The following is a 22,636-nucleotide window of genomic DNA, read 5'->3' on the forward strand; positions in this document are numbered from 1 at the left end:
TAGTCAGTTGCCGGTGAGCTGTAGTTAACCGACGGTAACAAAGACGTGGGCGGCCACCTCGGGCGGGAGCTCCAGGGCCCCTTCGATGTCCGGCACGCGCACGGAGATGTACTCCCCCACCCGTTCCAGCGCCACCAAAGCGCCGGGCCGGATGCCGCCCTCATCAAGCTGGACGAGCAGTTCAGGTTCCACCTGGATGGGCTCGGCCAGCCGGTTGATTCTGACCCTGGAATCCGGCCCGTAGCCGGCCATGGCCTCAAGCAGGTTCACAACGCCGTCGGCGTAGGGCTGGGAAGGCAGGCCACCCAGCTCCGCGAGGCCCGGAATCGGGTTGCCGTAGGGCGAAACAGTGGGATGGTTGAGGAGTTCGAAGATCCGCCGCTCCACCCGCTCACTCATGACGTGTTCCCAGCGGCAGGCTTCCTCATGGACGTAAGCCCAATCAAGTCCGATCACGTCAGCCAGCAGCCGCTCGGCCAGACGGTGCTTGCGCATGACTTCGATGGCACGTTTCCGGCCGGTTTCCGTCAGCTCCAGGTGGCGGTCGCCGGACACAACCACCAGCCCGTCGCGTTCCATCCGGCCGATGGTCTGGGAAACGGTGGGGCCGGAGTGGCGCAGCCGTTCGGCGATGCGGGCGCGGAGGGCGACAATGTTTTCTTCTTCAAGTTCCAGAATGGTCCGAAGATACATCTCGGTTGTATCGATCAGATCCGTCATTCAGCTCAGCTCCTCGAGCGCCGTCCTTGCGTGTTTCCCACCGTACCGCGTGCTGCAGGCGCCCTGGTGGGGTCCGCCGTACGTTCGCAGGCCAGCTTAGCCTATTTTGAATTACTCCGGATAATCTCAGTGACCGGACTATGACGGGCTTTTTTGCCTCCCCCGCCGGGCAGTCAGGCAGAATGAAACGCAAGGCTACGCTGCAGCCACGCTGCCGGGCCATCTCCCGAGCCACACTTTTGTACCAGCCGAAAATTGGAGCCACTGTGAGCGACACCAGCATCACGATTCCCGCAAATCTCCTGCCCAAGGACGGCCGGTTCGGCGCCGGACCATCCAAGGTCCGACCGGAGCAGATGGAAGCCCTCGCCGCGGCGTCGCAGCTGCTGGGAACATCCCACCGCCAGGCACCGGTCAAGAACCTCGTCGGGTCGGTCCGGAACGGGCTCAGCCAGTTCTTCCGGGCCCCTGAGGGCTATGAGGTCATCCTGGGCGTCGGCGGGTCGACGGCGTTCTGGGATATTGCCAGCTTCGGCCTGGTGGAAAACAAGGCCCAGCACCTGTCCTTTGGCGAGTTTGGCTCGAAGTTCGCCTCCGCCACCAACAAGGCACCGTTCCTTGCTGACTCCAGCATTATCAAGTCCGAACCGGGCACCCGCCCGGCGGCCAAGGCCGAGGCCGGCGTCGATGTTTACGCCTGGCCGCAGAATGAGACGTCCACCGGTGTGGCCGCTCCGGTCCAGCGTGTGGCCGGCGCCGATGCAGGATCGCTCGTCCTGGTTGACGCCACGTCTGCTGCCGGCGGGCTGGATGTCGACGTCGCTGAGGCGGACGTCTACTATTTCGCCCCGCAGAAGAACTTCGCGTCCGACGGCGGCCTGTGGCTCGGGCTGTTCTCCCCCGCCGCGCTGGAACGCGCGGCGCGGATCAAGGCGGGCGGCCGCTGGATTCCGGACTTCCTGGACCTCCAGACGGCGATTGACAACTCGCGGCTGAACCAGACATACAACACGCCGGCCCTGGCCACCTTGGTCACCCTCGACGCCCAGGTGCAGTGGCTCAACGCGAACGGCGGACTGGACTTCGCCTCGGCACGGACCGCGGATTCAGCCGGCCGCATCTACCGCTGGGCCGAGGCTTCGGAATACGCCACCCCGTTCGTGACGAAGCCTGAGGACCGCTCCAACGTCATCGCGACGATCGACTTCGACGACTCCATTGACGCCGCGGCAATCGCGAAGGTGCTCCGGGCCAACGGCATCGTGGACACCGAGCCGTACCGCAAGCTGGGCCGCAACCAGCTCCGCATCGCGACCTTCGTGGCGATCGAACCGGACGATGTGTCCGCGCTGCTGGAGTGCATCGACTTCGTCGTGGGCGAACTGAAGAAGTAGCTGCCCACGCAACGGCGGCGCTCCAGCGTCAGCGTTCCTCCGCTTCAGCGTTCGGCGGCGTCGTCAGGGTCCTGAACCCGGGCGGCGCCGTCGGCGTCGGGGCCGGTTGCGCTCCCCGGGGCGGCGGACACCACCCGGAAATGGCGCAGACCGCGGGCGCGCCGGTCGAACCGGATCCGCAGTTGCCTGGCCCGGACAATCCACACCAGACCGATCAGGGCCGCTATCAGGCCGGAGGCCGCCGCGACGCTCAGGGACCAGCGGGGACCGGCGACGTTGGCGACCCACCCCACGAACGGGGCCCCGATGGGCGTGCCGCCCATAAAGATCGCCATATAGAGCGCCATCACCCGGCCGCGCATCACTGGGTCCGTGGTGGTCTGCACGTAGCCGTTGGCGCTCGTCATCATGGTGATGGCGAAGAGCCCCACCGGGACCAACGCGACTCCGAACCAGAAGTAGCTGGGGGCGAGCGCCGCGATGCCGGAGGTGACGCCGAAAGCTCCGGCCGCTCCGAATATGATCCGCAGCCTGGGCTTCTTGCGGCCTGCGGACAGCAGGGCACCGGCGACGGAACCGATGGCCATGATGGAATTCATCAGCCCGAACGCGCCGGCATCAAGGCCGAACTCCGTGCCGACCATGGCCGCGATGAACAGCACAAAGTTCAGTCCCAGGGTCCCAACGATAAAGACGGCGACCAGTACCACCACAATGTCCGGCCGGAACTGCACATAGCGCAGTCCCTCGCGGATCCTGCCCTTGCCGGCCGCGGCCCTGGGCAGCCGGCGCAGCGAGGCGGTGGGAATTTTCCACAGGCTCAGCAGCAGCGCCACGAAGGTCAGGGTGTTGATCAGGAAGACCCAGCCGGGGCCGACGGCGACCGTGAGGATGCCGGCCACCGCGGGCCCAATCATCCGCGCCACATTGAAGGAGGCGCTGTTAAGTGCCACCGCGTTGGGCAGGTAATCGTCGCGGACCAGTTCGGAGACGAAGGTCTGCCGCACCGGGGCATCGAGGGCCGAGACAACACCCAGCAGCAGCGCGAAACCGTAGACATGCCAGAGTTGCGCGGCCCCGGAAACCACCAGGATGCCTAGCCCTGCACTCAGCACCGCCATCGCGGACTGGGTCAGGACCAGGAGCTGTTTCCGGTTGAAACGGTCGGCCAGCAGCCCGGCCACGGGGGCGAGGAAGAGCTGGGGTCCGAGCTGCAGGGCCATTGTGATGCCCATGGCGCTGGCATCGTGATCGGTCAAGTGGTCAAAGACCAGCCAGTCCTGGGCTGTGCGCTGCATCCAGGTCCCGATGTTGGAGATCATCGCCCCGATGAACCAGATCCGGTAGTTCAGGATGTGCAGGGACTTGAAGGTGGACATCATCGCCAGCCCTCACTGTGCAGCATCCCGGATGGTTCCAACCGTTAGTCAGCCTGCGCTGCGGGCAGCTCGTCGTCCGGGGTGTCCCCGGCGGCCGCGACTGAGTCGTCAGCGTCATCGTCGTCGTCGTCAACTGCGTCATCGTCGTCGTCGTCGTCGTCAACATCGTCCGCGTCGTCGTCGTCAACATCGTCGGCGTCGTACTCGTCGCCGGCACCGTCCGCGTTGCCGTCCGCATCATCGGAGTCGTCTTCGGGCGCGTCGTCGGAGTCCGAGTCATCGTCCGACTCAGCGGCGCCGAGGGCGTCCAGCGGGGCGCTGGCTTCGCCGGTGTCCTCCGGCGGTGCCGGACTTGCCGCGGCCGCGGGTTCCTCCTCGCCCTGTTCGTCACCGGGGCGGACACGTTCGGCCCACGGGATCCATTCGGGCGCCAGGATTGAGTCTTCGGAGGGAAGCAGGCCCAGCTCGTCGACCGTCACAACTTTGGACCGGGAGTTCCGGGTGAGCACGGCATACCACTGCCAGCCACCGTAGCCGGCCAGCTTTGACTCGAAGAGGTGCGTAACCAGGCGGTCGCCTTCACTCCTGGCCGCGAGGTGGCGGCCGATCTGCTCGGCGGGGGCGATGCCCTCGATGGCCGCACGGGCGACGTCGACGGCGGCGGCCAGGAAGGCATCAGGCTTGCCGGTGCGCCAGACGGGAACCCCGGTGCGCGGCTTGCTGGCTTCTTTGGTTCCGGCTTTCTTGTCCCCGGCGGCAGTTTTGTCCCCGGCCGGGGTTGCGGTCTGGTCAGTTTCCGGAGTCATCGCCGGGCCCTACGCGTCCAGCTCGTCGGCAACCTTACGCAGTGCGACGGCGATCGCCTTGCCCTTGTTGCCTTCCGGGTACTTGCCCGCGGACAGGGTTCCGGACAGGTTGTCCAGCACAGAGACGAGGTCCTGCACCAGCGGCGCGAGGTCCTTCGCGCTGGGCCGCTTGGCCTTGGCGAGGGACGGTGTCTTGTCCAGCACGCGCAGGCCCAGGGCCTGGGCGCCCTTGCGGCCGTCGGCCACGCCGAATTCAACCCGGGTGCCGGCCTTGAGCTCGGTTACGCCCTCGGGCAGCGCGGATTTCGGCAGGAAGACTTCCTGGCCGTCCTCGCCCGCGAGGAATCCGAAGCCCTTTTCCTTGTCATACCACTTGACCTTGCCGGTAGGCACGTAATCAACCTTCTTCGTTCTGCTGGTGACACGGCCGGCGGTCACCGCATCCGCATTGATATGCGGGTTCAGGGTATGACTGCCCGGACCGTGTTGGTCTGTTCCTTCAAGGTTATCCTGCCCGGTCCACTTTGGCCGTTTGGGGCGCGGGACAGGCCGGACTGTTAGCGTTAGCTCCATGACTCCACTGCGTTTCCGGCGGCCACTGTTGATCGTCGCGGCTACTGCCGCCGTGCTGTCGCTCACGGCCGTCGGCGTCGTGATGGCGATGGCCTTTAACAATGCCGTCTCGCCCGCCTGGATCACCTCCACCGCCCTGTACGGGCTTCCCGTGGCTTTCCTGCTTATGCTCTTGCTCGTGGTCGACGGCGTCGCAGCCCGGCGTCGGACCCGAGAGCCGGACGAAAGGTAGCCTTGCACTGATGTCTCTTATCCGCGCGCTGAGCAAGGAACTGCAGGAACGCAGCGATGACTCGCTGCGTGCCTTGTTCTCCGCGCGGCCGGACCTCATCTCCCCAGGCGTGCCGGACTTCGCCGCCCTCGCTGCCCGCGCCAGTGGCCGCGTCAGCGTCCAGCGCGCCCTGGAGCGGCTGAACCGCCCGGAAATGCAGGTCCTCGAAACCCTGCACCTGTGCACGAACACGGACACCGGGCACAGCGCCTCCGCCCCGATGCTGAAGAAGCTGATCAATGGCGCGACGCTGACGTCCATCGAAAAGATGCTGCATTCCCTCCAGGAACTGGCCCTCGTCCACCGGGCGGAACCCCCGCACGGCGCCACGCCGCCCGCGGGGCCAAAGCAGCGTTACTACTTGCCGGTGGGCAGCCTCAAGGACGTCATCGGGATCTACCCGGCCGGGCTCGGGCGCAGCTACACCGAGCTGGTGCGCCTCCAGCCGGCTTTCGCGCAGCGAGTGGTCCAGCTCGTCGGGGAACTGCACCGCAGCGGCGCGGCCATCTCCCCCGCGGCCACCCCGATGGAGGCCGCTCTGTCGCTGCAGCACTGGACGGCCACGCCGGAGTCCCTGCGGCAGATCCTGGCCACCGCCCCGGAACGCACCCCGGCGTTGCTCGCGCGCTTCGGGAACTGGGCCATGGGCGCCGTTCCGCAGGCGCAACGGCGCGCCACCGTGCTGCACGAGGCCGCCGACGTCGGGCCGGTGGACTGGCTTCTGGCCCGCGGGCTGCTGGTGCCGCTGGACGCCGCCCACGTGGAACTGCCGCACAGCGTCGGGGTCTCGCTGCGCGGCGGCTTTGTCATCGAGAAGTTCGCGCTGACTCCCCCGGCGCCTCGGCTGGGTTCCACCTCTGCCGCGCTGCGCCGCAATGCCGCCCTGGGCGCGATCGCCGAGACCCTGCGGCTGGTTGGTGAACTGCTGTACATCGTCCGTGAACAGCCTCTCGTCACCCTGCGCAGCGGCGGCGTGGGCGTCCGGGAGCTCAAGCGCCTGGCGGACGGGCTGCGGATCGAGATGCACGACGCCGGGGTGCTGGCCGAGTTGTGTGCCCTGTCCGGCCTCATCCGCCTGGACGTGGACAGTTCCGCCTGGGTCCAGCCGCAACAGCTGGAGTGGCTGACGCTTCCGCGCCAGGAGCAGTGGCTCTGGCTGGTCAATGCCTGGCTCGCCAGCGAGCGGGCGCCGTCCCTCGTGGGTCAGCCCGTCACCGGCCAGGCCGGGGTCCCGGCACCCCACCGCGGCGCGGCCGGCGGCACCATCAACGCGCTCTCGGCCGAAGCGCAGCGCCCGGACGCCCCGGTGGTCCGGAAACGGATCCTGGAAATCCTGGCTGAACTGACCGGGGAGGCCGCGGCGCAGGATGGTCAGGCCCCGGTCCTGGACGCGGCGGCGGTGCTGGAACGCGCCGACTGGACCCAGCCCCGGATGGCACGGCGTTTCAGCTCGCTGATCCGCGGTGTCCTGGCCGAAGCCGAACTGCTCGGCCTCATCGGCTCCGGCGCGCTCAGCCAGATCGGGGCGGCCATCGCCGCCGAACAACCCGACGAGGCGATGGGAATCCTGGGCGAACACCTGCCGGCCGCCCTGAACCATGTCCTGCTCCAGGCCGACCTGACGGCGGTGGCGCCCGGCTACCTCGCGCCGGACCTGACCGAGAAGCTCCTCACTATGGCCGATGCCGAGGGCCAGGGGCCCGCCACGATCTACCGCTTCTCGGTCTCCTCCGTCCGGCGCGCGCTCGACGCCGGCCAGGATGCCCAGGCCATGCTGGACTTCCTGGGCCTGCACTCGGCCACGGCGATCCCGCAGCCGCTGAAGTACCTGATCGAAGACACCGCCGCCCGCCATGCCAGGCTGCGGGTGGGGTCCGCCGCGAGCTTCATCCAGAGCGACGATGAAACCGCACTCCTGGAGCTGCTCAACACTCCGGGCGCCGCCGGCCTCGGCTTGGTCCGGATCGCCCCCACCGTGCTGGTCTCGCACGCCGCGCCGCGGGAAACAGCGCAGCTGCTCCGGGGCCTGGGGCTGACCCCGGCGGTAGACGAGTCCGAGGCCGGCGGCCTCCGGCTGCGCCGCACCACCGCGGTGCCCGGCAGCGTCCGGCCGGTGTACAGCGCCCCGCGCACCGCCCCTCCGGAAGCCGACGTCGACGCCCAACTGGCGGTGCTGCGCAGCGAGCGGACCGCCGGCGGCGGCTCAGGGCACCACGCCGCGGCCCCCGGCAGCGAAGAAGCGACCCAGCTGGGGCTGGAAACCCTGCAGAAGGCGATCCGGCTCAAACAGCGCGTGGTGATGAACGTCGTCGACGGCATGGGGAATGCCGTGCGGGAAACGGTTGTTCCGGTAGCTGTGAACGGCGGACGGGTCCGGGTCTTCGACCCGGACAAGGAGACCGAACGCGTACTGTCCATCCACCGGATTATTGACGTCGAAGCCGCAGAGGAATTGCTCCAGTGAACGATGGACCGCTGATCGTCCAGAGTGATAAGACCATCCTGCTCGAGGTGGACCACGAACTCGCCACCGAAGCACGCCACGCCATCGCCGCGTTCGCCGAGCTCGAACGCGCCCCCGAACACATCCACAGTTACCGGCTCACGCCACTGGGCCTCTGGAACGCGCGGGCTGCCGGCCTTGACGCCGAGAAGGTGCTGGACACGCTGCTGAAGTATTCCCGCTTCCCGGTGCCGCATTCCCTGCTGATCGATGTGGAAGAGACCATGTCCCGGTACGGCCGGCTGCGGCTCGAAAAGGACCCCCAGCACGGCCTCGTCATGCGCACCTCGGATTATCCGGTGCTGGAGGAAGTCAGCCGCGCCAAGAAGATCGCCCCGCTGCTGGGTCCGAGGATCGACGGCGAGACCGTGGTGGTGCACTCCTCCCAGCGCGGGCAGCTCAAGCAGCTGCTGCTCAAGATCGGTTGGCCGGCCGAGGACCTGGCCGGCTACGTTGACGGCACGCCGCACCCCATCCTGCTCAACGAGTCCGGCTGGAAGCTTCGTCCTTACCAGCAGCTGGCGATGGAGAACTTCTGGGCCGGCGGCAGCGGCGTCGTCGTGCTCCCCTGCGGGGCCGGCAAAACACTGGTGGGTGCCGCCGCAATGGCCACCAGCTCCACCACCACGCTGATCCTGGTCACCAACACCGTGTCCGCCCGGCAGTGGAAGGACGAGCTGCTCAAGCGGACGTCCCTCACCGAGGAGGAAATCGGCGAATACTCCGGCTCCGTCAAGGAAGTCCGGCCGGTGACCATCGCCACGTACCAGGTCCTGACAACGAAACGGGGCGGGCTATACCCTCACCTGGAGCTGGTGGACGGCAACGACTGGGGACTCATCATCTACGACGAGGTCCACTTGCTGCCCGCCCCGATCTTCCGGATGACAGCGGACCTGCAGGCACGCCGCCGGCTCGGCCTCACCGCCACGCTGGTCCGCGAGGACGGCCGCGAGGGCGAGGTGTTCAGCCTGATCGGCCCGAAGCGCTACGACGCGCCGTGGAAGGACATTGAGGCGCAGGGCTACATCGCACCGGCCGACTGCGTCGAGGTCCGGATCGACCTGCCCCGCGACGAACGCGTGGCCTATGCGATGGCCGAGGACGCGGACAAGTACCGGCTGTGCGCCACATCCGAGTCCAAGACCCTGGTGGTGGAACAGCTCGTGGCCCAGCACGCCGGCGAGCAGCTGCTGGTGATCGGCCAGTACATCGACCAGCTGGACGAGATCGGCGAGCGCCTGAACGCGCCCGTGATCAAGGGAGACACCCCGGTCAAGGAACGCCAGAGGCTCTTTGATGCCTTCCGCGCCGGCGAGGAGCAGACCCTCGTGGTGTCCAAGGTCGCCAATTTCTCCATCGACCTGCCCGAAGCCTCGGTCGCGATCCAGGTGTCCGGTTCGTTCGGCTCCCGGCAGGAAGAAGCCCAGCGTCTTGGCCGGCTGCTGCGTCCCAAGAAGGACGGCCGCGCCGCCCGCTTCTACTCCCTCGTGGCCAGAGACACGCTGGACCAGGACTTCGCAGCCAAGCGCCAGCGCTTCCTGGCCGAGCAGGGCTACGCCTACCGGATCATGGATGCCCGGGACGTGGGCACCAGCGCGCCCACCGACTGATCCGGCGCACCCCTCCCGGGCAGTCCGAGCCGCGGACTAGCGGATGTACGTCGACCCGTCCTGTTCCAACGCTCCGGTACGCGGGTCGCGCTGCGGACGCTGGTAGGCGAATTCTCCGCCGCTGCGGCCGCCGAAGGGGCGTCCGTGGTCGGCAAATTCTTCCCGGAAGAACGCCAGGCACCACTGGCCCATCTGGAGGCGGGAGCCTGTGCGCAGCACCGACGTCGACCCCGGACCGAAGCTGCCGGTGACTTTGCCGTGCCGGACCAGAACGTATTCATCCCGGTCGTTATGGACTATTTCCGCGTGCACTCCGTCCAGTCCCGGAAGCTGGAGGTCGACGGATTCATCACTGCCGATGCTCACCCGTTCCGCAGTGAGGCTGAACTCTCGCGGGATCTGTCCGTTCCAGGACTTCGAGTCCTGAACGAAAATCAACCGCGGACGTCCGCCGCCCCGCGTGTAGTGGGTCGTCGTGATGCGCCGGGGAATCCTGCGCATCACCGTTGGCAGCAAAGGCAACAGGGTCCCGGGCGGCAGCAGGGAAATCCCCCGGGCCGGAGAACGCCGGCCCCGTTTCAGCATGGGCGCCAGCGCTCCCAGCTTTCCCAGCTTGATGTGCGGAGACTTGGTAATCACCCGCTGCGAGGCCGGAGCCTCGACGGCGCCTAGGCTGATGATCCTCCCGTCCGGTCCGTCCACAACGACGGTCAGCCCCTGGTCCGACAGCGTCTTGGCCAGGGGCCTGAGGTCCCCCAGGGACGGCATCCGCTGGGACTGCAGGGCGTCGATGCGGTCCAGCGCAACAACCACTTCACTCCCGGACGCCTTCACCGATCCGCGGGTCTCCTCGCCGGAGGCCTCCTGGAGGGAAAAGTCCAGGTTGACGTCGGCCCGGAACCGCGGGGCCATGGTCAGGCCCTGTTCTCGTCGGAACCCACGGCGTCCTTGTCGCTGGTGGTCACGCGGAGGCTCCCGTTCAGCTTCCAGGTGGCGCGCGGCGCGTCCGGGCCGATGTCGCGGGGAACCTCGATGGTCATATCGATGAAGTTGTAATTGATCGCGGCGCCTTTGCCGGTCAGGTAGGACCACATCTCTTCGGCAAGATCCGCCCAGTCCCGGATGCTCCGGTCAGCGGGGCCTGAACTGTCCACTGCGTTGGTCTCAGTTGTCACTTTGTGTCCTCTTCATTGGGTACCCGCGCTCATGCCGCCGCGGCGGAGTGAATCGATACGGCCACTCTAATGTCGAGGTCGGCGCAGGGGAATGCCTTCGAAGGAACCACTTTGCGCGAACCGCCCGGCGTTCGGGCGGTCCCGTGGGCGGGCCGGTCCCACTGAACACACATCTGCCGTACAGAAAACTCCCAGAATCTGGGAGGATCATGGGAACCATGAAAAAGAACGGTCCCGAAGCCAAGCTGCTCGTCGTCGATGATGAACCGAACATCCGCGAGCTGCTGTCCACGTCCCTGCGCTTCGCCGGCTTTGAGGTCGTCTCGGCCTCCAACGGGCGCGAAGCCCTGGCGGCGGCCGATCTGCATTCCCCCGACCTGGCCGTCCTGGACGTCATGCTGCCGGATATGGACGGCTTCACCGTCACCCGCCGGCTGCGCGCTGCGGGCAAGCACTTCCCCGTTCTCTTCCTGACCGCCAAGGATGACACCGAGGACAAGGTCATGGGCCTGACCGTGGGCGGCGACGACTATGTCACCAAGCCTTTCAGCCTCGACGAGGTGGTGGCACGCATCCGTGCCGTGCTGCGCCGCACACAGCCGCTGCAGGACGACGATGCGGTGATCCGCGTTGATGACCTGGAGCTCGACGACGACGCCCACGAGGTCCGCCGCGGCGGCACGGTGATCGAGCTGTCCCCCACCGAATTCAAGCTCCTGCGCTACCTCATGCTGAACCCCAACCGCGTTCTGTCCAAGGCCCAGATTCTGGACCACGTGTGGGAATACGACTTCAACGGGGACGCCTCGATCGTGGAGTCCTACATCTCCTACCTGCGCCGCAAGGTGGACATTGATCCGGACGCCCCGGCCCTGATCCAGACCAAACGGGGCGTCGGCTACGTCCTGCGGACGGCCGAGAAGCGCTGACCTTGTTGCTGCACCGTTGGAAGTCGGCGTCGCTGCGGTCTCAGCTTGTCGCCATTATGACCGCGCTGATGCTGGTGGCCCTGACCGTCACCGGCGCAGGCACGCTGACCCTGCTGCACAGCTATCTGCAGGGGCAGGTCGATGACAAGCTCCGGGCCGCGGTCGCCTCGGTGCGCCAGCAGCAGTCCTTCAGCCAGCTGCAGGACCAGAACCAGAGCATCCCCACCGACTACTCGCTGATGCTCTTCACGCCGGGACAGCCCCCGTTCCCGTTCGGGGGCAGCAAGGAACTCCACCCGGACATCGCCAGCATCAGCCCCGCCGACGTCACGGACCTCCAGCAGACCCCGTTCCAGGTCCGCGGCACGGACGGACGCAACTGGCGGGTGGTCGCGCTCAACGTCGTCGACAGCAACCAGCGCAGCTCCGTGGTGGTCATCGGGCTCCCGCTGTGGCCGGTCGATTCCGTGATGGAACACGCCGTCCTGGTGGTCGTCGGTGTCGGGCTGCTGACTTTGGTCCTGGCCTTCTTTATCGCCACCTGGAGCATTTCCCGGTCCTTCCGGCCGCTGGCCCGCGTCGAAAAGACTGCCGCAGCGATCGCGGCCGGCGACCTCTCCCGCCGCGTCGAGATCGAAAACCCCAATACCGAGGTGGGCCGGCTGGGCAGCTCCCTCAACGCCATGCTCGCCCATATCGAGACGGCCTTTGCCGCCCGGATGGCATCCGAGGAGCGGATGCGCCGCTTCGCCGCGGACGCCTCCCATGAACTGCGCACCCCGCTCGTGACGATCCGCGGTTTCTCCGAGCTCTACCGGCACGGCGCCTTGTCCACCCCGGAGGACGTGGGGACCGCGATGGGGCGGATCGAAAGCGAAGCCAAGCGGATGGGAACCATGGTGGAGGACCTGCTGCTGCTGGCCAGGATCGATGAGCAGCGGCCGCTGCAACAGAAGCCCGCCGATCTGCTGCTGGTTGCCAACGACGCCGTGGTGGACACCCAGGCGAGCGACCGCGGGCGCGTCATCACCCTGGCCGGGCTCGACGGCGGTCCCCCCGGGCCGGCGCCGGTGCTGGGCGACGAGGCCAAGCTGCGGCAGGTGGTGGGGAATCTCATGGGCAACGCCCTGCGTTACACGCCCGAGGGCACACCCATTGAACTCGCCGTCGGCGTCCGGACCGGCGGGGACGGCACCCGGCAGTCCGTCATCGAGGTCCGCGACCACGGCCCCGGCGTCCCGGACGAGGAAGCCGCGCGGATCTTCGAGCGGTTCTACCGCGCGGACACCTCACGCACGCGGGAAACCGGGGGCAGCGGGCTGGGACTGGCGATCGTCGCGGCCATCGTCGGCTCGCACGCCGGCACGGTCCGGGTCGCGAAGACCGACGGCGGCGGAGCCACCCTGGTGGTCAGCCTGCCATTCCTGGACGAGGCCGCGGAGGACTCCGGTTCGAACGACGGTCCCGGTGACGGTTCCGTCGACGCCGCCGCGAAGTAGCCTGGCCGCGATCCCTGCAGTTTTTCCACATACCTGGACCGCACGGGCCCGGCATCCCTCCGGCCTGTCTAGGCTCGAAGCGTCCGGAGGTTCCGGTCAGGCACTGCAGAGAGGGCATCCCATGAGCATCATCTCCGTCGACACGGAACTCCTCCAGCTCAAGTCGGCAAACGTCAAAGCCACGGTCGACCGGATCAGCGCTGACGTCCAGGCCATGAAACGCGGCCTCGATGAGTTGCAGGCCACGTGGCGCGGCTCGGCGGCCACCAACTTCCAGGCTCTCGTGGCCGAATGGACCCTGACCCAGGGAAAAGTCGAAGCATCGCTGGCCTCGATCAACCTGGCGCTGAACTCCGCGGCCGCGAGCTACGCCCAGGCTGAACTGCACAATACCCAGCGCTTCAGCTGAGCGGCCACCCTGACGCCGGAGAAGGGCTCAGGCTTCGGGGGTGCCCTGGTGGAAGCGGAGCCTCCACTGAGCGCCGTCGTGGACCCACAGGGAGCTGCGCAGGGCGGTCCCTGACCGGGCGTGGCTGCGATAGGTCAGGAGGACGGTTTGCTCGCCCAGCCGGTCCGCGCCCAGCAGCTCCAGCTCGGCGGGGCCTCCCGGGTGCTCTTCGAGGGTCATCATCATGGCGTCCCGGGTCCAGATCCGGCCCGAGCTGCCGATTTCGGTGAAATCCGGGTGCAGCAGCACCCCGGTTCGGCCGAGGTCCGCGCGTGTTTCCGGCCGGAGGAGTTCGCGCTCCAGCGCCTCCACGATGGCTTCCGGGCTCGCGTCGGTGCCGGGGGCCGGGGTGGTGTCCTCGTCGAGCTCGCTGAAGAGGTCGGGTTCGTCGAAGAGCGACGGTTCGCCGAACAGCTGCCGCTGGCCGGTCAGCGCCGGCGCAGCCTGCACGGCCCGCGCGGCCTGGGGGGCTACGGGAGCGGCCTGTGCTGAGGGAACTTGCGCCTCGGCGGCGGCGCCGAAGCCGGGACCCTGGCGTACGGCGACGCCCTGCTGGTAGGCCGTCGCCGCGGCCCTGGCACGGTCATCCGCCGCCTCGTTGAGGTCATGCCCGGCATGGCCGCGCACCCATTCGAATTTGTACTTGCGGCCGACCAGAGCCTGGTCGATCTCCTTGAGCAGTTCGACGTTCATAACGGGCTTGCCGTCGGACTTGCGCCAGCCCTTGCGTTTCCAGCCCGGCATCCATTTGGTGACGGAATTGATGACGTACTGGCTGTCGCAGAGGATGTGCAGGTCTTCGCCCGGCAGGTGCGCGGTCGAGCGGAACAGATCCAACACGGCCATAAGCTCGCCCATGTTGTTGGTGCCGTGCGGCCATCCCCCCGCCCGCCAGCAGTCGTCGTTCACGTACCAGGCCCATCCGGCCGGGCCGGGATTTCCTAAAGCCGAACCGTCGGCCGCTGCTGTAATCGTCACTGCACTATCCTGCCAGACCGGCCGGGCCTTCAACGCCGACGGCGGCCCCACCCGAAGGAGGGACCGCCGTCGTTGAACTGGACGTTCAGCGCTGAACTGGTCAGCGCCGGAAGCCGGGTGGTTAGAAACCGCCCATGCCTCCCATACCGCCCATATCGTCGCCGCCACCCATGGCCGGGGAGTTCTTCTCCGGCTTGTCGGCCACAACAGCCTCGGTGGTGAGGAACAGGCCGGCGATGGAAGCCGCGTTCTGCAGGGCAGAGCGGGTGACCTTGACCGGGTCGTTGATGCCGGCAGCCAGCAGGTCGACGTACTCGCCGGTTGCTGCGTTCAGGCCGTGGCCTGCAGGCAGGCCGCGGACCTTGTCGACGACAACGCCGGGCTCAAGGCCTGCGTTGAAGGCGATCTGCTTCAGCGGTGCGTCGATGGCAACGCGGACGATGTTCGCACCGGTTGCCTCGTCGCCTTCGAGCTGCAGGTTGGCGAATGCCTTGGCGCCTGCCTGGATCAGGGCAACGCCACCGCCGGCGACGATGCCCTCTTCGACAGCAGCCTTCGCGTTGCGGACAGCGTCCTCAATGCGGTGCTTGCGTTCCTTGAGCTCGACCTCGGTTGCGGCACCGGCCTTGATGACTGCAACGCCGCCGGCCAGCTTGGCCAGGCGTTCCTGCAGCTTCTCGCGGTCGTAATCCGAATCGGAGTTCTCGATCTCGGCGCGGATCTGGGAAACGCGGCCGGCGATCTGGTCAGCGTCGCCTGCACCCTCGACGATGGTGGTCTCGTCCTTGGTCACAACGACCTTGCGGGCGCGGCCGAGGAGTTCGAGTCCGGCGGTCTCAAGCTTGAGGCCGACTTCCTCGGAGATGACCTGGCCACCGGTGAGGATGGCGATATCGGCGAGCTGCGCCTTGCGGCGGTCGCCGAAGCCCGGAGCCTTGACGGCGACGGACTTGAAGGTGCCACGGATCTTGTTGACGATCAGGGTGGCCAGGGCCTCGCCCTCGATGTCTTCGGCAATGATCAGCAGCGGCTTGGAGGACTGCATGACCTTTTCGAGGACAGCAACCAGTTCCTTGACGTTGGAGATCTTCGAGTTGACGATCAGGATGTACGGATCCTCGAGGACCGTTTCCTGGCGCTCAGCGTCGGTCACGAAGTAAGCGGAGATGTAGCCCTTGTCGAAGCGCATGCCTTCGGTGAGCTCCAGCTCGAGGCCGAACGTGTTCGACTCCTCGACGGTGATGACGCCTTCCTTGCCGACCTTATCCAGGGCTTCGGCAATCAGGGCGCCAATCTCGTTGTCACCGGCAGAGATGGACGCGGTGGCGGCAATCTCTTCCTTGGTTTCGATTTCCTTGGCAGAGGCCAGGAGCTCGCGGGTGACGGCTTCGACAGCCTTTTCGATGCCGCGCTTGAGGGACAGGGGATCAGCGCCGGCCGCGACGTTGCGCAGGCCTTCCTTGACCAGGGCCTGAGCCAGCACGGTGGCCGTGGTGGTTCCGTCGCCAGCGACGTCATCCGTCTTCTTGGCAACTTCCTTGACCAGCTCGGCGCCGATCTTCTCGTAAGGGTCGTCCAGCTCGATCTCCTTGGCGATGGAAACACCATCGTTGGTGATCGTGGGGGCGCCCCACTTCTTTTCGAGGACGACGTTGCGTCCACGCGGGCCGAGGGTGACCTTGACGGCGTCGGCGAGGATATTCAGGCCCCGCTCAAGACCGCGGCGTGCCTCTTCATCAAATGCAATGATCTTGGCCATAACGGCAGTAGTCCTTTCGGGACAGTCGTTAAGAATGAACCTTTGCTGCGGTGCCCGCGACGGACGATCCTTGCCCCGCGGCCTCTGTATGCCGCCGGGCCAGGGATCTCACCCCAGCCAGGTGTTTCTTTCGCTCCTGGCTCGCCTGCTTCAACTTCGCGGCCGGGCGAACCGGGCGTTGTTTTAGCAGTCAATACGCGGGAGTGCTAACTCAATAATTAGCACTCCCCCGGGGAGAGTGCAAGCAGTGGGTGCACCGGAATGCCCTGCATCGGCCCGCTGGCGGCACTGCGGCGCGACGCAATACGCTACGGGCGATTAACTCCCGTTGCTGCTGGCTGTCTCGCTGCCGCTCATGGTTGCCGTGTTGTCCGCACCGTAGGTGTAGAGGACGTAGTTCGCCGAGCTGACGTCGCCGTTGGCATCGAAACCGATCCGACCGGATTCACCGTCATAATCGGGTTTTTTGCCGTCCCGGAGAACGTCGAGGCACTCCTGGTAGCTCTTGCAGACCGTGGCTTCACCGGACGGCCCGGCGCCGCCCGGCGCCTGGACCCTGCCGCCCGAGACGCCGATCAGGCCGGCCGCGATGGAGGCTCCGGCGTCGTCCTGCTCAACAGCGGCCGCAATGGCTGCGAGGTTCACGGCGTCGTAGGTCTCGGCGGCAAACGTCATGTCCGAGAGCCCCGGATCCACGGAAACCAGTTCGGCTTGGAAGTGCGCGGAGGCAAAGGTCCCAGGCAGGATCCCCCGGGCACCGTCGAGGGCACTGGATCCAAGGCCTGGACCGTACTGGTTGACCGCCCCGTCGCTGAGGATGAGTTTCTTGCCGGCAACGCCGGCGTTGTTCAGTTCGGCGATAGCGCCCTGCGCCCCTGCCCGCGAGACCAGCACGACGGCGTCGGGAGCCGCCGCCTTCACGGCAGCCGCCGCCTGCTGCGCCTGGCCGGGGGCGAACCCGGCTACGGCGACGGACCCGAGGCCGGACTGCCGGGCGGCGGCGGCGACGGCGGTGGACACGTACTTGCCGTAGCTGCCCTCCTCGTACACCACGGCGAGGGTGGCGGCACCGCTGTCCTTGGCCAGTTTGACCAGCAAGGGTGCCTGCGCGACGTCGGCTGCAGAGGTCCGGAAATAGTAGCCGTTGCTCTGATAGCTGGTGAGCCCTCTGGCGGCATTGGCGGGGGAAATGATGGCGGTCTTGGCGTTGGAGAGGACATCGATGGCGGCAGGCGCCCGGCTTGAGTCCGTCGGACCGATGACGACGTCGGCTTTGGCCGCAACCAGCGCCTTGGCCTGCGCGGCGGTGTCCGCGCTGATGGTTTCCGGGAGCAGTTCCACCGGTTTGCCCTTGTGGCCGCCCGCGGCGTTGATTTCCTTGACGGCAAGCTTTGCGGCAGCCAGCTGGGGGGCGTTGAGGAAACTCTGCGGTCCGGTGTTGTCGAGGATCAGCCCGATCCGCAGGGTGCCGTCGCCGCTCGCGTCCGCCTGCGCCACGCGGGCGCCGCCGGTCGGACCCAGGCATGCTGTCAGGGTCAGGGCGGCCGTCGCGGCCAGGACCACGGCGCGGCCGGTCCGCAGTGCCGCAGCCCGGCGCCGGAGAGTCCTGCCGGTGGCCCGGCGGAGAACGGCCCGGTCGGCTGGGTCCTGCGGCGCGTGCGGCGCGTGCGCTGCGGCGTCGAAGGTCACTGGACGGGCCGGACGCTTTCGGCCTGCGGGCCTTTTTCGCCCTCGCCGACTTCGAGTTCCACGCGCTGCCCCTCGTCCAGGGCACGGTAGCCCTCCCCCGCAATGGCAGACCAGTGCACGAAGACATCGGCCCCGGAGCTGTCCACGGTGATGAATCCGTAGCCCTTCTCGGCGTTGAACCATTTGACGGTTCCCAATGCCATGGTGTCCACACTTTCAGTCGGCTGGCGGGCGGCCCACCACAATGTGGTCCGCGGATTGCAGTAAGCAGAATGCACACGCAGAATGCAAAACCAGACTGCAAACGCAGTCCGCAAATACTGTACCCACAGCCTCAGGCCGGAGCGCAGGGCGGCGGCGGTTCAGGAGGCCAATAGTTATTCAGGCGTAACCGGATCGGGCTACTGGAAACCGGGCGCCAGGACCACCACGAGCGGGAGCTGGAATTCGGCCGAGTCCACAACGGTCGGGATGCCGAGGAGTTTGCCAAGGGCTTCGGCGTTGACCTTCTGCGCGGCTCCGCTGTAGAAGATGACCGAGCGCTGCTGGGGCACACCGCCCCAGTTCCCCAGCGTGCCGATGGTCCAGCCAGCGGTGGAGACGGTTCCGCCTACGCGGTTCGCCAGCCCAGCGGTGGTGGTGCCGTTGAACACCGCTACCGGCTGGGTCTTGTCGACGACGGCGGCCGCGGAGGGGGTGGCGGACGCGGAGGGCGTCGCGGCGGCCTGCGGGCTGACGGGCGCCGCGCTCGACGGCGGCGGGGTGGAGGGCTCGGGGCTGGACGGGGCCTGGGTGGAGGCCGTGGGGGCGGGCGACGCGGCGGCGCTGCCGCCGCCCTGCTCGGCCGAAACAGCCATCGTTTCTCCGGCGGATGAGAATCCAAGCTTCGGCAGAAGCAGGAAGGCCACGAGGCCCACGGCCAGTGCGGCGGCTCCGACGGCCAGGATGGACCCCAGTCGGCGGCCACGGCGGGATTCGGCGACTGCCCGGTGGACACCCTGGCGTGTGGAGGTCTCCGGGACCCGATCAAATTCATCCCGAGCGTATTTGGTCATGGTAAAAACGACGTCCTTGCTGATTTCTGACGATGTGCCCACGCCGGCGTCCGCGCAGGAATCCGCGCCTCCGGCTGTGCTTTACGCGTCTGAGCCCAAGCGGCGAGCAGTGCGCGCACGTTGGCGTGACGTACGTAGTCTACGCAATCTCTTCACCAGCATGGGATCGTGGGCCAGCGCATCCTCGGTGTCGATGAGGGCATTCAGGATTTGGTAGTAGTGCGTGGCGGAGAGGTCGAAGAGCTCCCGGATGGCTTGTTCCTTGGCGCCGGCGTATTTCCACCACTGCCGTTCCAGCGCCAGCATCTGCTGGTCCCGGCTGCTCAGCGGCGACTCGGGGCTGATCCCGGCGGCAACAGATGCCGCCGTGGCAAGGTGCTCTTGCGCTTGTTCGGCCACGACACACTCCCTGACTGGATCCGGTGAAAGTCTTCACCCATGTTACGGGCGAATAACAGTGTTGTCATTTGCCTCCCTGCGAGAATAGGCCCCGTGCCTACCTCCGACTCCCTTGATTCCGACGCCCTGTTCGAGCTGGAGCCCGCAGTGACCCAGTCCGCCGGCTTCGCTGAGCTCGCCCGCCGGCCGTTGAGGGAGCTTGTGGCCGCCGACTGGGCCGAGGCGCTGGCGCCGGTGGAGGGGAAACTGCGCGATGTCCTGGCTTTCCTGGGCCGGGAAGTCGCCGAGGGCCACGAGGTCCTCCCGCCGCCGTCGAACGTACTGCGGGCGTTCGGGCAGCCGTTGGCGGACGTCCGGGTACTGATCGTGGGCCAGGACCCGTATCCGACGCCCGGCCATGCCGTCGGGCTGTCCTTTGCCGTGGACGGCGCCACCCGGCCCATCCCGCGCAGCCTGGCCAATATCTATAAGGAACTCGAGGCGGATCTGGGGCTGCCGCCGCGGGTCCACGGCGATCTCCGCGGCTGGGCGGAGCAGGGTGTGCTGCTGCTGAACAGGGTTCTCAGCGTCCGGGCCGGGGAGGCCGGATCGCACCGGAACAAAGGGTGGGAAGCCATCACGGCGGCAGCGATCAGCGCCGTGGCGGACCGCGTCACCGCCGACGGCTCCCCCGCGCCGCTTGTGGCGATCCTCTGGGGCCGCGACGCCGGGACCGTCCTTCCATTGCTGGGTTCCACACCGGTGATCTCCAGCGCCCACCCGAGTCCGCTCTCGGCCTCGCGGGGATTTTTCGGCTCCCGGCCGTTCAGCCACGCCAATACTTTGCTCCGGGAGCAAGGCGGCGGCACGGTGGACTGGGAACTCCCGCCCCTGCCCTAGCAGGCTTCACAGTCAGGGTTCCGCCCAGGGTTGTTGGCGGTTGTTGGCTAGGCTTGGCTTCATGACCTCAGTCCCCGCAGCCACTTCGGCCACCCGGAAATCCCGTCCGCAGACCAACCTCACGGTCCTGCGCCGCGAGCAGCTCTCGCCGCACATGGTCCGGATCATTGCCGGCGGGCCGGGCTTCGCCGGGTACGTGAACAACTCCTTCGTGGACCGCTACGTCAAGCTCGTCTTCCCGCAGCCCGGGATCGACTACCCGGAACCGCTGGACCTCTGGGAAATCCGGGAGTCCATGCCGCGCGATCAGTGGCCGCACACCCGGACCTACACCGTCCGCTGGGTCGACGAGGCGGCCGGTGAACTGGCTATCGACTTCGTGATCCACGGCGATGAAGGCCTCGCGGGGCCCTGGGCCGCGTCCGCCCGCCCCGGCGACGCACTGACCTTCACCGGCCCGGGCGGCGGCTACAACCCGGACCCGACCGCGGACTGGTACCTGTTCGCGGGCGACGAGTCCGCCCTGCCGGCCATCGGTGCCGCGATCGAATCGCTGCCGGAGGATGCCCGCGGCCTCGCTTTCCTTGAGGTGGAGGGCGACGCCGACATCCAGGCCATCGCCGCGCCGGCCGGTGTGGAGCTGCGCTGGCTCCTGCGCGGGGGCGTGGCGGCCGGGGCCAGTGGACTGCTGGTCAGCGCGGTGCGCGACGCCACGTGGCCGGAAGGCCGGGTGCAGGTGTTTGCGCACGGTGAGCGAGGTTACATGAAGAGCCTGCGGGAGGTGCTCTACGCGCAGCGCGGGCTGGAGCGCACCCAGGTTTCGCTCTCCGGCTACTGGGCAATGGGCCGGGTGGAGGACGACTTCCAGGCCGAGAAAAAGCTGCCCATCGGGAAGGTCTGACAGCAAAATCCAGCGGGGTACTGCGGAGTTTCCCCAGCTTTGCCATCACGACGCCGGGGCTCGCCGGCCCGGCGGCCCGCCACGCCGTTGAGACCCGGCGAAGGTAGGGAAACCCGGCGGCGCAGAGTGCAAAAGAGACCTAGCGGCGGCGTGCCCGTCGTCGCTCGTTGCTCGCCAGGCCGCGCGTCAGGGGCCGGGCGAGCGTGTCACCGAGCACGATGCCGGCCGCGACCCCCATCACGATGGCGCCGGCGTTGAGCATGCCCCCGGCTCCCAGCAGGATCTCCGATTCCTCAATGGTCAATACATACATGGACCGGAATATAGTGAGTCCGGGCAGCAGGATCAGCGCGGCCGGAACCGCCACCACCAGCTGTGGGGCACCCATCCGAAGCGCCACCACCCGGGCCAGGAGCCCGATCACGACAGCGGCCAGGGCGGGTGAAAAGCGCGGCCCGATCCCTGCGGCGTCTCCCCCGATCAGGACCAGATACCCCACCACGCCCACGGCCGCGGTCGGCACCAGCAGGGGCCAGCTGGTTTGTTCGGTGATGCCAATCATCAGCACCGCGATGGCGATCAGGATGACCACTACCCACAGGGGATACGCCGGCGGGAATGTTTTGGTGACGTCGATCGTCTCCATCCCGATCATGTCCCCCACCACAAATCCCACGGCGATGCCGGCGACGAGCGCGCCGAAGGTCAGCATTGTGGACAGGAACCGGCCGGCCGCCGTGACCGGGAAGCCGTTGATCGCATCCTGGACCGAGGACACCAGGCGCCCGGTCGGCAGGAGCAGCAGGATCCCGCCGACCACCACGATCTCGGGGGCGATCTGGATCCCTACCAGGCCGCCGAACCGCCACAGCAGCAGAGCGATGAAAGTGACGACGAAGGAACACGAGGCGGTGATGAAGAAGTCCGGGGTGCGCCAGCGGCCCAGCTGCCGGGCCAGCAGGCTGACCAGCAGGTTGGAGACGAACGCCACCGCGGAGGCGCCGGGGCCGCCGCCGAGCACACCGACGAAGACGGCGGAGAATACCCCGAATGCGACGGTGACCATCCAGCGCGGGAAGGGCTTGGCTCTGCGCGTGATCTCCTCCAGCCGGCGCACTGCCTCTTCGCGGCCCACCCCGCCGGCCACAATCTCAGTGACCAGCTGGTGAACCTGGGAGAGCCCGGCGTAGTTGTTGGTCCAGGACCGGACCACACGCAACAGCGAAATCGGGGTCTGGTCCTTGGGCGCGTAGTTGATGGCCACGGACTGGTTGGTGATGTCCACTTCGATATGTTTGAGCCCCAGCGCGGCCGTGATGGCAATGATGCTGGTTTCCACTTCGAGGGCGCCGGCACCGTACCGGAACATGGATTCAGCCAGGTGCAGCGCGAAGTCGATGGTCTTGCGGGCAGAGGTATCCACCCCGCCCACCTGGATCATCGGGTTGGCGTAGGGGCTTCCGGCGAGACGGTCCACGATGCTCATCGGGGCGGTCGGCGGGTTCTCGCCCTGGACCAGGCGGCGCAGCATCCGTTTGGCCGCGGCGTTCTGGCGCACCTGCGTGGCCGACATCGGCTCGGTTCTGGGCAGTCCGTCGGTGTGCGGCCTGCGGCGGCCGTCGGGTTCCTTGGTCATTCCGGCGTCCTTAATATCCGTGGCAGCCGG

21 protein-coding genes and 1 pseudogene are annotated in these 22,636 nt (G+C 67.4%); 9 read left to right on the plus strand and 13 right to left on the minus strand.

What is annotated here, in order from left to right; translation table 11 throughout:
* Window positions 1–24 precede the first annotated feature (24 nt).
* Window positions 25–720: an iron-dependent transcriptional repressor DtxR gene (locus ABIB29_RS10075; RefSeq protein WP_354172370.1), complete on the minus strand. Its 696-nt coding sequence runs from the start codon at window positions 718–720 to the stop codon at window positions 25–27.
* A 266-nt stretch (window positions 721–986) separates the two neighbouring features.
* Here ABIB29_RS10075 and serC point away from each other — a divergent pair, with 266 nt between their 5' ends.
* On the plus strand, window positions 987–2,114 hold the full coding sequence (gene serC, locus ABIB29_RS10080; protein WP_354172372.1) for a phosphoserine transaminase: 1,128 nt from the start codon (window positions 987–989) through the stop codon (window positions 2,112–2,114).
* Window positions 2,115–2,158: 44 nt separating this feature from the next.
* On the opposite strand, the gene ABIB29_RS10085 is transcribed toward serC, so the two are convergent.
* From ABIB29_RS10085 to ABIB29_RS10095, 3 genes and pseudogenes are all read right to left on the minus strand, one after another.
* Window positions 2,159–3,493, minus strand: a complete 1,335-nt coding sequence (locus tag ABIB29_RS10085) for an MFS transporter (RefSeq protein ID WP_354172456.1) — start codon at window positions 3,491–3,493, stop codon at window positions 2,159–2,161.
* Between the two features lie 230 nt (window positions 3,494–3,723).
* Window positions 3,724–4,299: pseudogene (locus ABIB29_RS10090) on the minus strand (DUF3027 domain-containing protein); the annotation flags it as partial.
* Between the two features lie 9 nt (window positions 4,300–4,308).
* Entirely contained in the window at window positions 4,309–4,692 is a 384-nt protein-coding gene (locus ABIB29_RS10095) for a cold-shock protein (protein WP_354172374.1), read from the minus strand.
* A 178-nt stretch (window positions 4,693–4,870) separates the two neighbouring features.
* Between ABIB29_RS10095 and ABIB29_RS10100 the strand changes: the two genes are divergently transcribed.
* The 3 genes from ABIB29_RS10100 to ABIB29_RS10110 are packed head-to-tail and all read left to right on the plus strand — an operon-like array spanning window position 4,871 to window position 9,259.
* Entirely contained in the window at window positions 4,871–5,104 is a 234-nt protein-coding gene (locus tag ABIB29_RS10100; RefSeq protein ID WP_354172376.1) for a hypothetical protein, read from the plus strand.
* A 10-nt stretch (window positions 5,105–5,114) separates the two neighbouring features.
* On the plus strand, window positions 5,115–7,607 hold the full coding sequence (locus tag ABIB29_RS10105) for a helicase-associated domain-containing protein (protein WP_354172378.1): 2,493 nt from the start codon (window positions 5,115–5,117) through the stop codon (window positions 7,605–7,607).
* The gene (locus ABIB29_RS10110; protein WP_354172379.1) at window positions 7,604–9,259 is read left to right on the plus strand and encodes a DNA repair helicase XPB; all 1,656 of its coding nucleotides are present in this window, start codon (window positions 7,604–7,606) and stop codon (window positions 9,257–9,259) included. Before ABIB29_RS10105 ends, ABIB29_RS10110 begins: the two co-directional genes overlap by 4 nt.
* Window positions 9,260–9,295: 36 nt before the next feature.
* On the opposite strand, the gene ABIB29_RS10115 is transcribed toward ABIB29_RS10110, so the two are convergent.
* On the minus strand, window positions 9,296–10,171 hold the full coding sequence (locus tag ABIB29_RS10115) for an FHA domain-containing protein (RefSeq protein ID WP_354172381.1): 876 nt from the start codon (window positions 10,169–10,171) through the stop codon (window positions 9,296–9,298).
* Window positions 10,172–10,173: 2 nt separating this feature from the next.
* A complete protein-coding gene (locus ABIB29_RS10120) occupies window positions 10,174–10,434 on the minus strand; it encodes a hypothetical protein (protein ID WP_354172383.1) in 261 nt (86 codons plus the stop codon).
* A 218-nt stretch (window positions 10,435–10,652) separates the two neighbouring features.
* On the opposite strand from ABIB29_RS10120, the gene ABIB29_RS10125 reads away from it, so the two are divergent.
* The 3 genes from ABIB29_RS10125 (at window position 10,653) to ABIB29_RS10135 (ending at window position 13,271) form a co-directional block, all read left to right on the plus strand.
* Window positions 10,653–11,363 (plus strand): response regulator transcription factor, encoded by a 711-nt coding sequence (locus tag ABIB29_RS10125; protein ID WP_069952599.1) that lies wholly within the window; start codon window positions 10,653–10,655, stop codon window positions 11,361–11,363.
* Window positions 11,364–11,368: 5 nt separating this feature from the next.
* The gene (locus ABIB29_RS10130) at window positions 11,369–12,862 is read left to right on the plus strand and encodes a sensor histidine kinase (RefSeq protein ID WP_354172457.1); all 1,494 of its coding nucleotides are present in this window, start codon (window positions 11,369–11,371) and stop codon (window positions 12,860–12,862) included.
* Window positions 12,863–12,983: 121 nt separating this feature from the next.
* Window positions 12,984–13,271: a WXG100 family type VII secretion target gene (locus tag ABIB29_RS10135; protein ID WP_354172385.1), complete on the plus strand. Its 288-nt coding sequence runs from the start codon at window positions 12,984–12,986 to the stop codon at window positions 13,269–13,271.
* A 27-nt stretch (window positions 13,272–13,298) separates the two neighbouring features.
* On the opposite strand, the gene ABIB29_RS10140 is transcribed toward ABIB29_RS10135, so the two are convergent.
* From ABIB29_RS10140 to ABIB29_RS10165, 6 genes are all read right to left on the minus strand, one after another.
* The gene (locus ABIB29_RS10140) at window positions 13,299–14,288 is read right to left on the minus strand and encodes an RNase H family protein (protein ID WP_354172387.1); all 990 of its coding nucleotides are present in this window, start codon (window positions 14,286–14,288) and stop codon (window positions 13,299–13,301) included.
* Between the two features lie 121 nt (window positions 14,289–14,409).
* Window positions 14,410–16,047 carry a chaperonin GroEL gene (groL, locus tag ABIB29_RS10145; protein WP_160667642.1) on the minus strand — a complete coding sequence of 546 codons (1,638 nt, stop codon included), beginning with the start codon at window positions 16,045–16,047 and terminating at the stop codon, window positions 14,410–14,412.
* 318 nt (window positions 16,048–16,365) lie between these two features.
* Window positions 16,366–17,628: an ABC transporter substrate-binding protein gene (locus ABIB29_RS10150; protein WP_354172458.1), complete on the minus strand. Its 1,263-nt coding sequence runs from the start codon at window positions 17,626–17,628 to the stop codon at window positions 16,366–16,368.
* A 104-nt stretch (window positions 17,629–17,732) separates the two neighbouring features.
* Window positions 17,733–17,939 carry a cold-shock protein gene (locus tag ABIB29_RS10155; RefSeq protein WP_282382031.1) on the minus strand — a complete coding sequence of 69 codons (207 nt, stop codon included), beginning with the start codon at window positions 17,937–17,939 and terminating at the stop codon, window positions 17,733–17,735.
* A gap of 198 nt (window positions 17,940–18,137) precedes the next feature.
* The gene (locus ABIB29_RS10160; protein ID WP_354172389.1) at window positions 18,138–18,791 is read right to left on the minus strand and encodes a LytR C-terminal domain-containing protein; all 654 of its coding nucleotides are present in this window, start codon (window positions 18,789–18,791) and stop codon (window positions 18,138–18,140) included.
* 81 nt (window positions 18,792–18,872) lie between these two features.
* Window positions 18,873–19,190, minus strand: a complete 318-nt coding sequence (locus ABIB29_RS10165; RefSeq protein WP_502915588.1) for a DUF3263 domain-containing protein — start codon at window positions 19,188–19,190, stop codon at window positions 18,873–18,875.
* 93 nt (window positions 19,191–19,283) lie between these two features.
* Between ABIB29_RS10165 and ABIB29_RS10170 the strand changes: the two genes are divergently transcribed.
* Both ABIB29_RS10170 and ABIB29_RS10175 read left to right on the plus strand, forming a co-directional pair.
* A complete protein-coding gene (locus tag ABIB29_RS10170; RefSeq protein ID WP_354172391.1) occupies window positions 19,284–20,069 on the plus strand; it encodes a uracil-DNA glycosylase in 786 nt (261 codons plus the stop codon).
* 61 nt (window positions 20,070–20,130) lie between these two features.
* The gene (locus ABIB29_RS10175) at window positions 20,131–20,970 is read left to right on the plus strand and encodes a siderophore-interacting protein (RefSeq protein WP_354172393.1); all 840 of its coding nucleotides are present in this window, start codon (window positions 20,131–20,133) and stop codon (window positions 20,968–20,970) included.
* Between the two features lie 139 nt (window positions 20,971–21,109).
* Here ABIB29_RS10175 and ABIB29_RS10180 read toward each other — a convergent pair whose 3' ends face one another.
* Window positions 21,110–22,606, minus strand: a complete 1,497-nt coding sequence (locus tag ABIB29_RS10180; protein ID WP_354172394.1) for a threonine/serine exporter family protein — start codon at window positions 22,604–22,606, stop codon at window positions 21,110–21,112.
* Window positions 22,607–22,636: the final 30 nt, after the last annotated feature.

This window comes from Arthrobacter sp. UYEF36, from assembly GCF_040547025.1.
Classification (GTDB): Bacteria; Actinomycetota; Actinomycetes; order Actinomycetales; family Micrococcaceae; genus Arthrobacter.

What these genes read in the sequence shown, in the direction of transcription:
- ABIB29_RS10075 (WP_354172370.1), bottom strand. Translation starts at nt 720, where the DNA reads ATGACGGATCTGATCGATACAACCGAGATGTATCTTCGGACCATTCTG.
- ABIB29_RS10085 (WP_354172456.1), bottom strand. Translation starts at nt 3,493, where the DNA reads ATGTCCACCTTCAAGTCCCTGCACATCCTGAACTACCGGATCTGGTTC.
- ABIB29_RS10100 (WP_354172376.1), top strand. Translation starts at nt 4,871, where the DNA reads ATGACTCCACTGCGTTTCCGGCGGCCACTGTTGATCGTCGCGGCTACT.
- ABIB29_RS10105 (WP_354172378.1), top strand. Translation starts at nt 5,115, where the DNA reads ATGTCTCTTATCCGCGCGCTGAGCAAGGAACTGCAGGAACGCAGCGAT.
- ABIB29_RS10115 (WP_354172381.1), bottom strand. Translation starts at nt 10,171, where the DNA reads ATGGCCCCGCGGTTCCGGGCCGACGTCAACCTGGACTTTTCCCTCCAG.
- ABIB29_RS10125 (WP_069952599.1), top strand. Translation starts at nt 10,653, where the DNA reads ATGAAAAAGAACGGTCCCGAAGCCAAGCTGCTCGTCGTCGATGATGAA.
- ABIB29_RS10135 (WP_354172385.1), top strand. Translation starts at nt 12,984, where the DNA reads ATGAGCATCATCTCCGTCGACACGGAACTCCTCCAGCTCAAGTCGGCA.
- groL (WP_160667642.1), bottom strand. Translation starts at nt 16,047, where the DNA reads ATGGCCAAGATCATTGCATTTGATGAAGAGGCACGCCGCGGTCTTGAG.
- ABIB29_RS10155 (WP_282382031.1), bottom strand. Translation starts at nt 17,939, where the DNA reads ATGGCATTGGGAACCGTCAAATGGTTCAACGCCGAGAAGGGCTACGGA.
- ABIB29_RS10160 (WP_354172389.1), bottom strand. Translation starts at nt 18,791, where the DNA reads ATGACCAAATACGCTCGGGATGAATTTGATCGGGTCCCGGAGACCTCC.
- ABIB29_RS10175 (WP_354172393.1), top strand. Translation starts at nt 20,131, where the DNA reads ATGACCTCAGTCCCCGCAGCCACTTCGGCCACCCGGAAATCCCGTCCG.
- ABIB29_RS10180 (WP_354172394.1), bottom strand. Translation starts at nt 22,606, where the DNA reads ATGACCAAGGAACCCGACGGCCGCCGCAGGCCGCACACCGACGGACTG.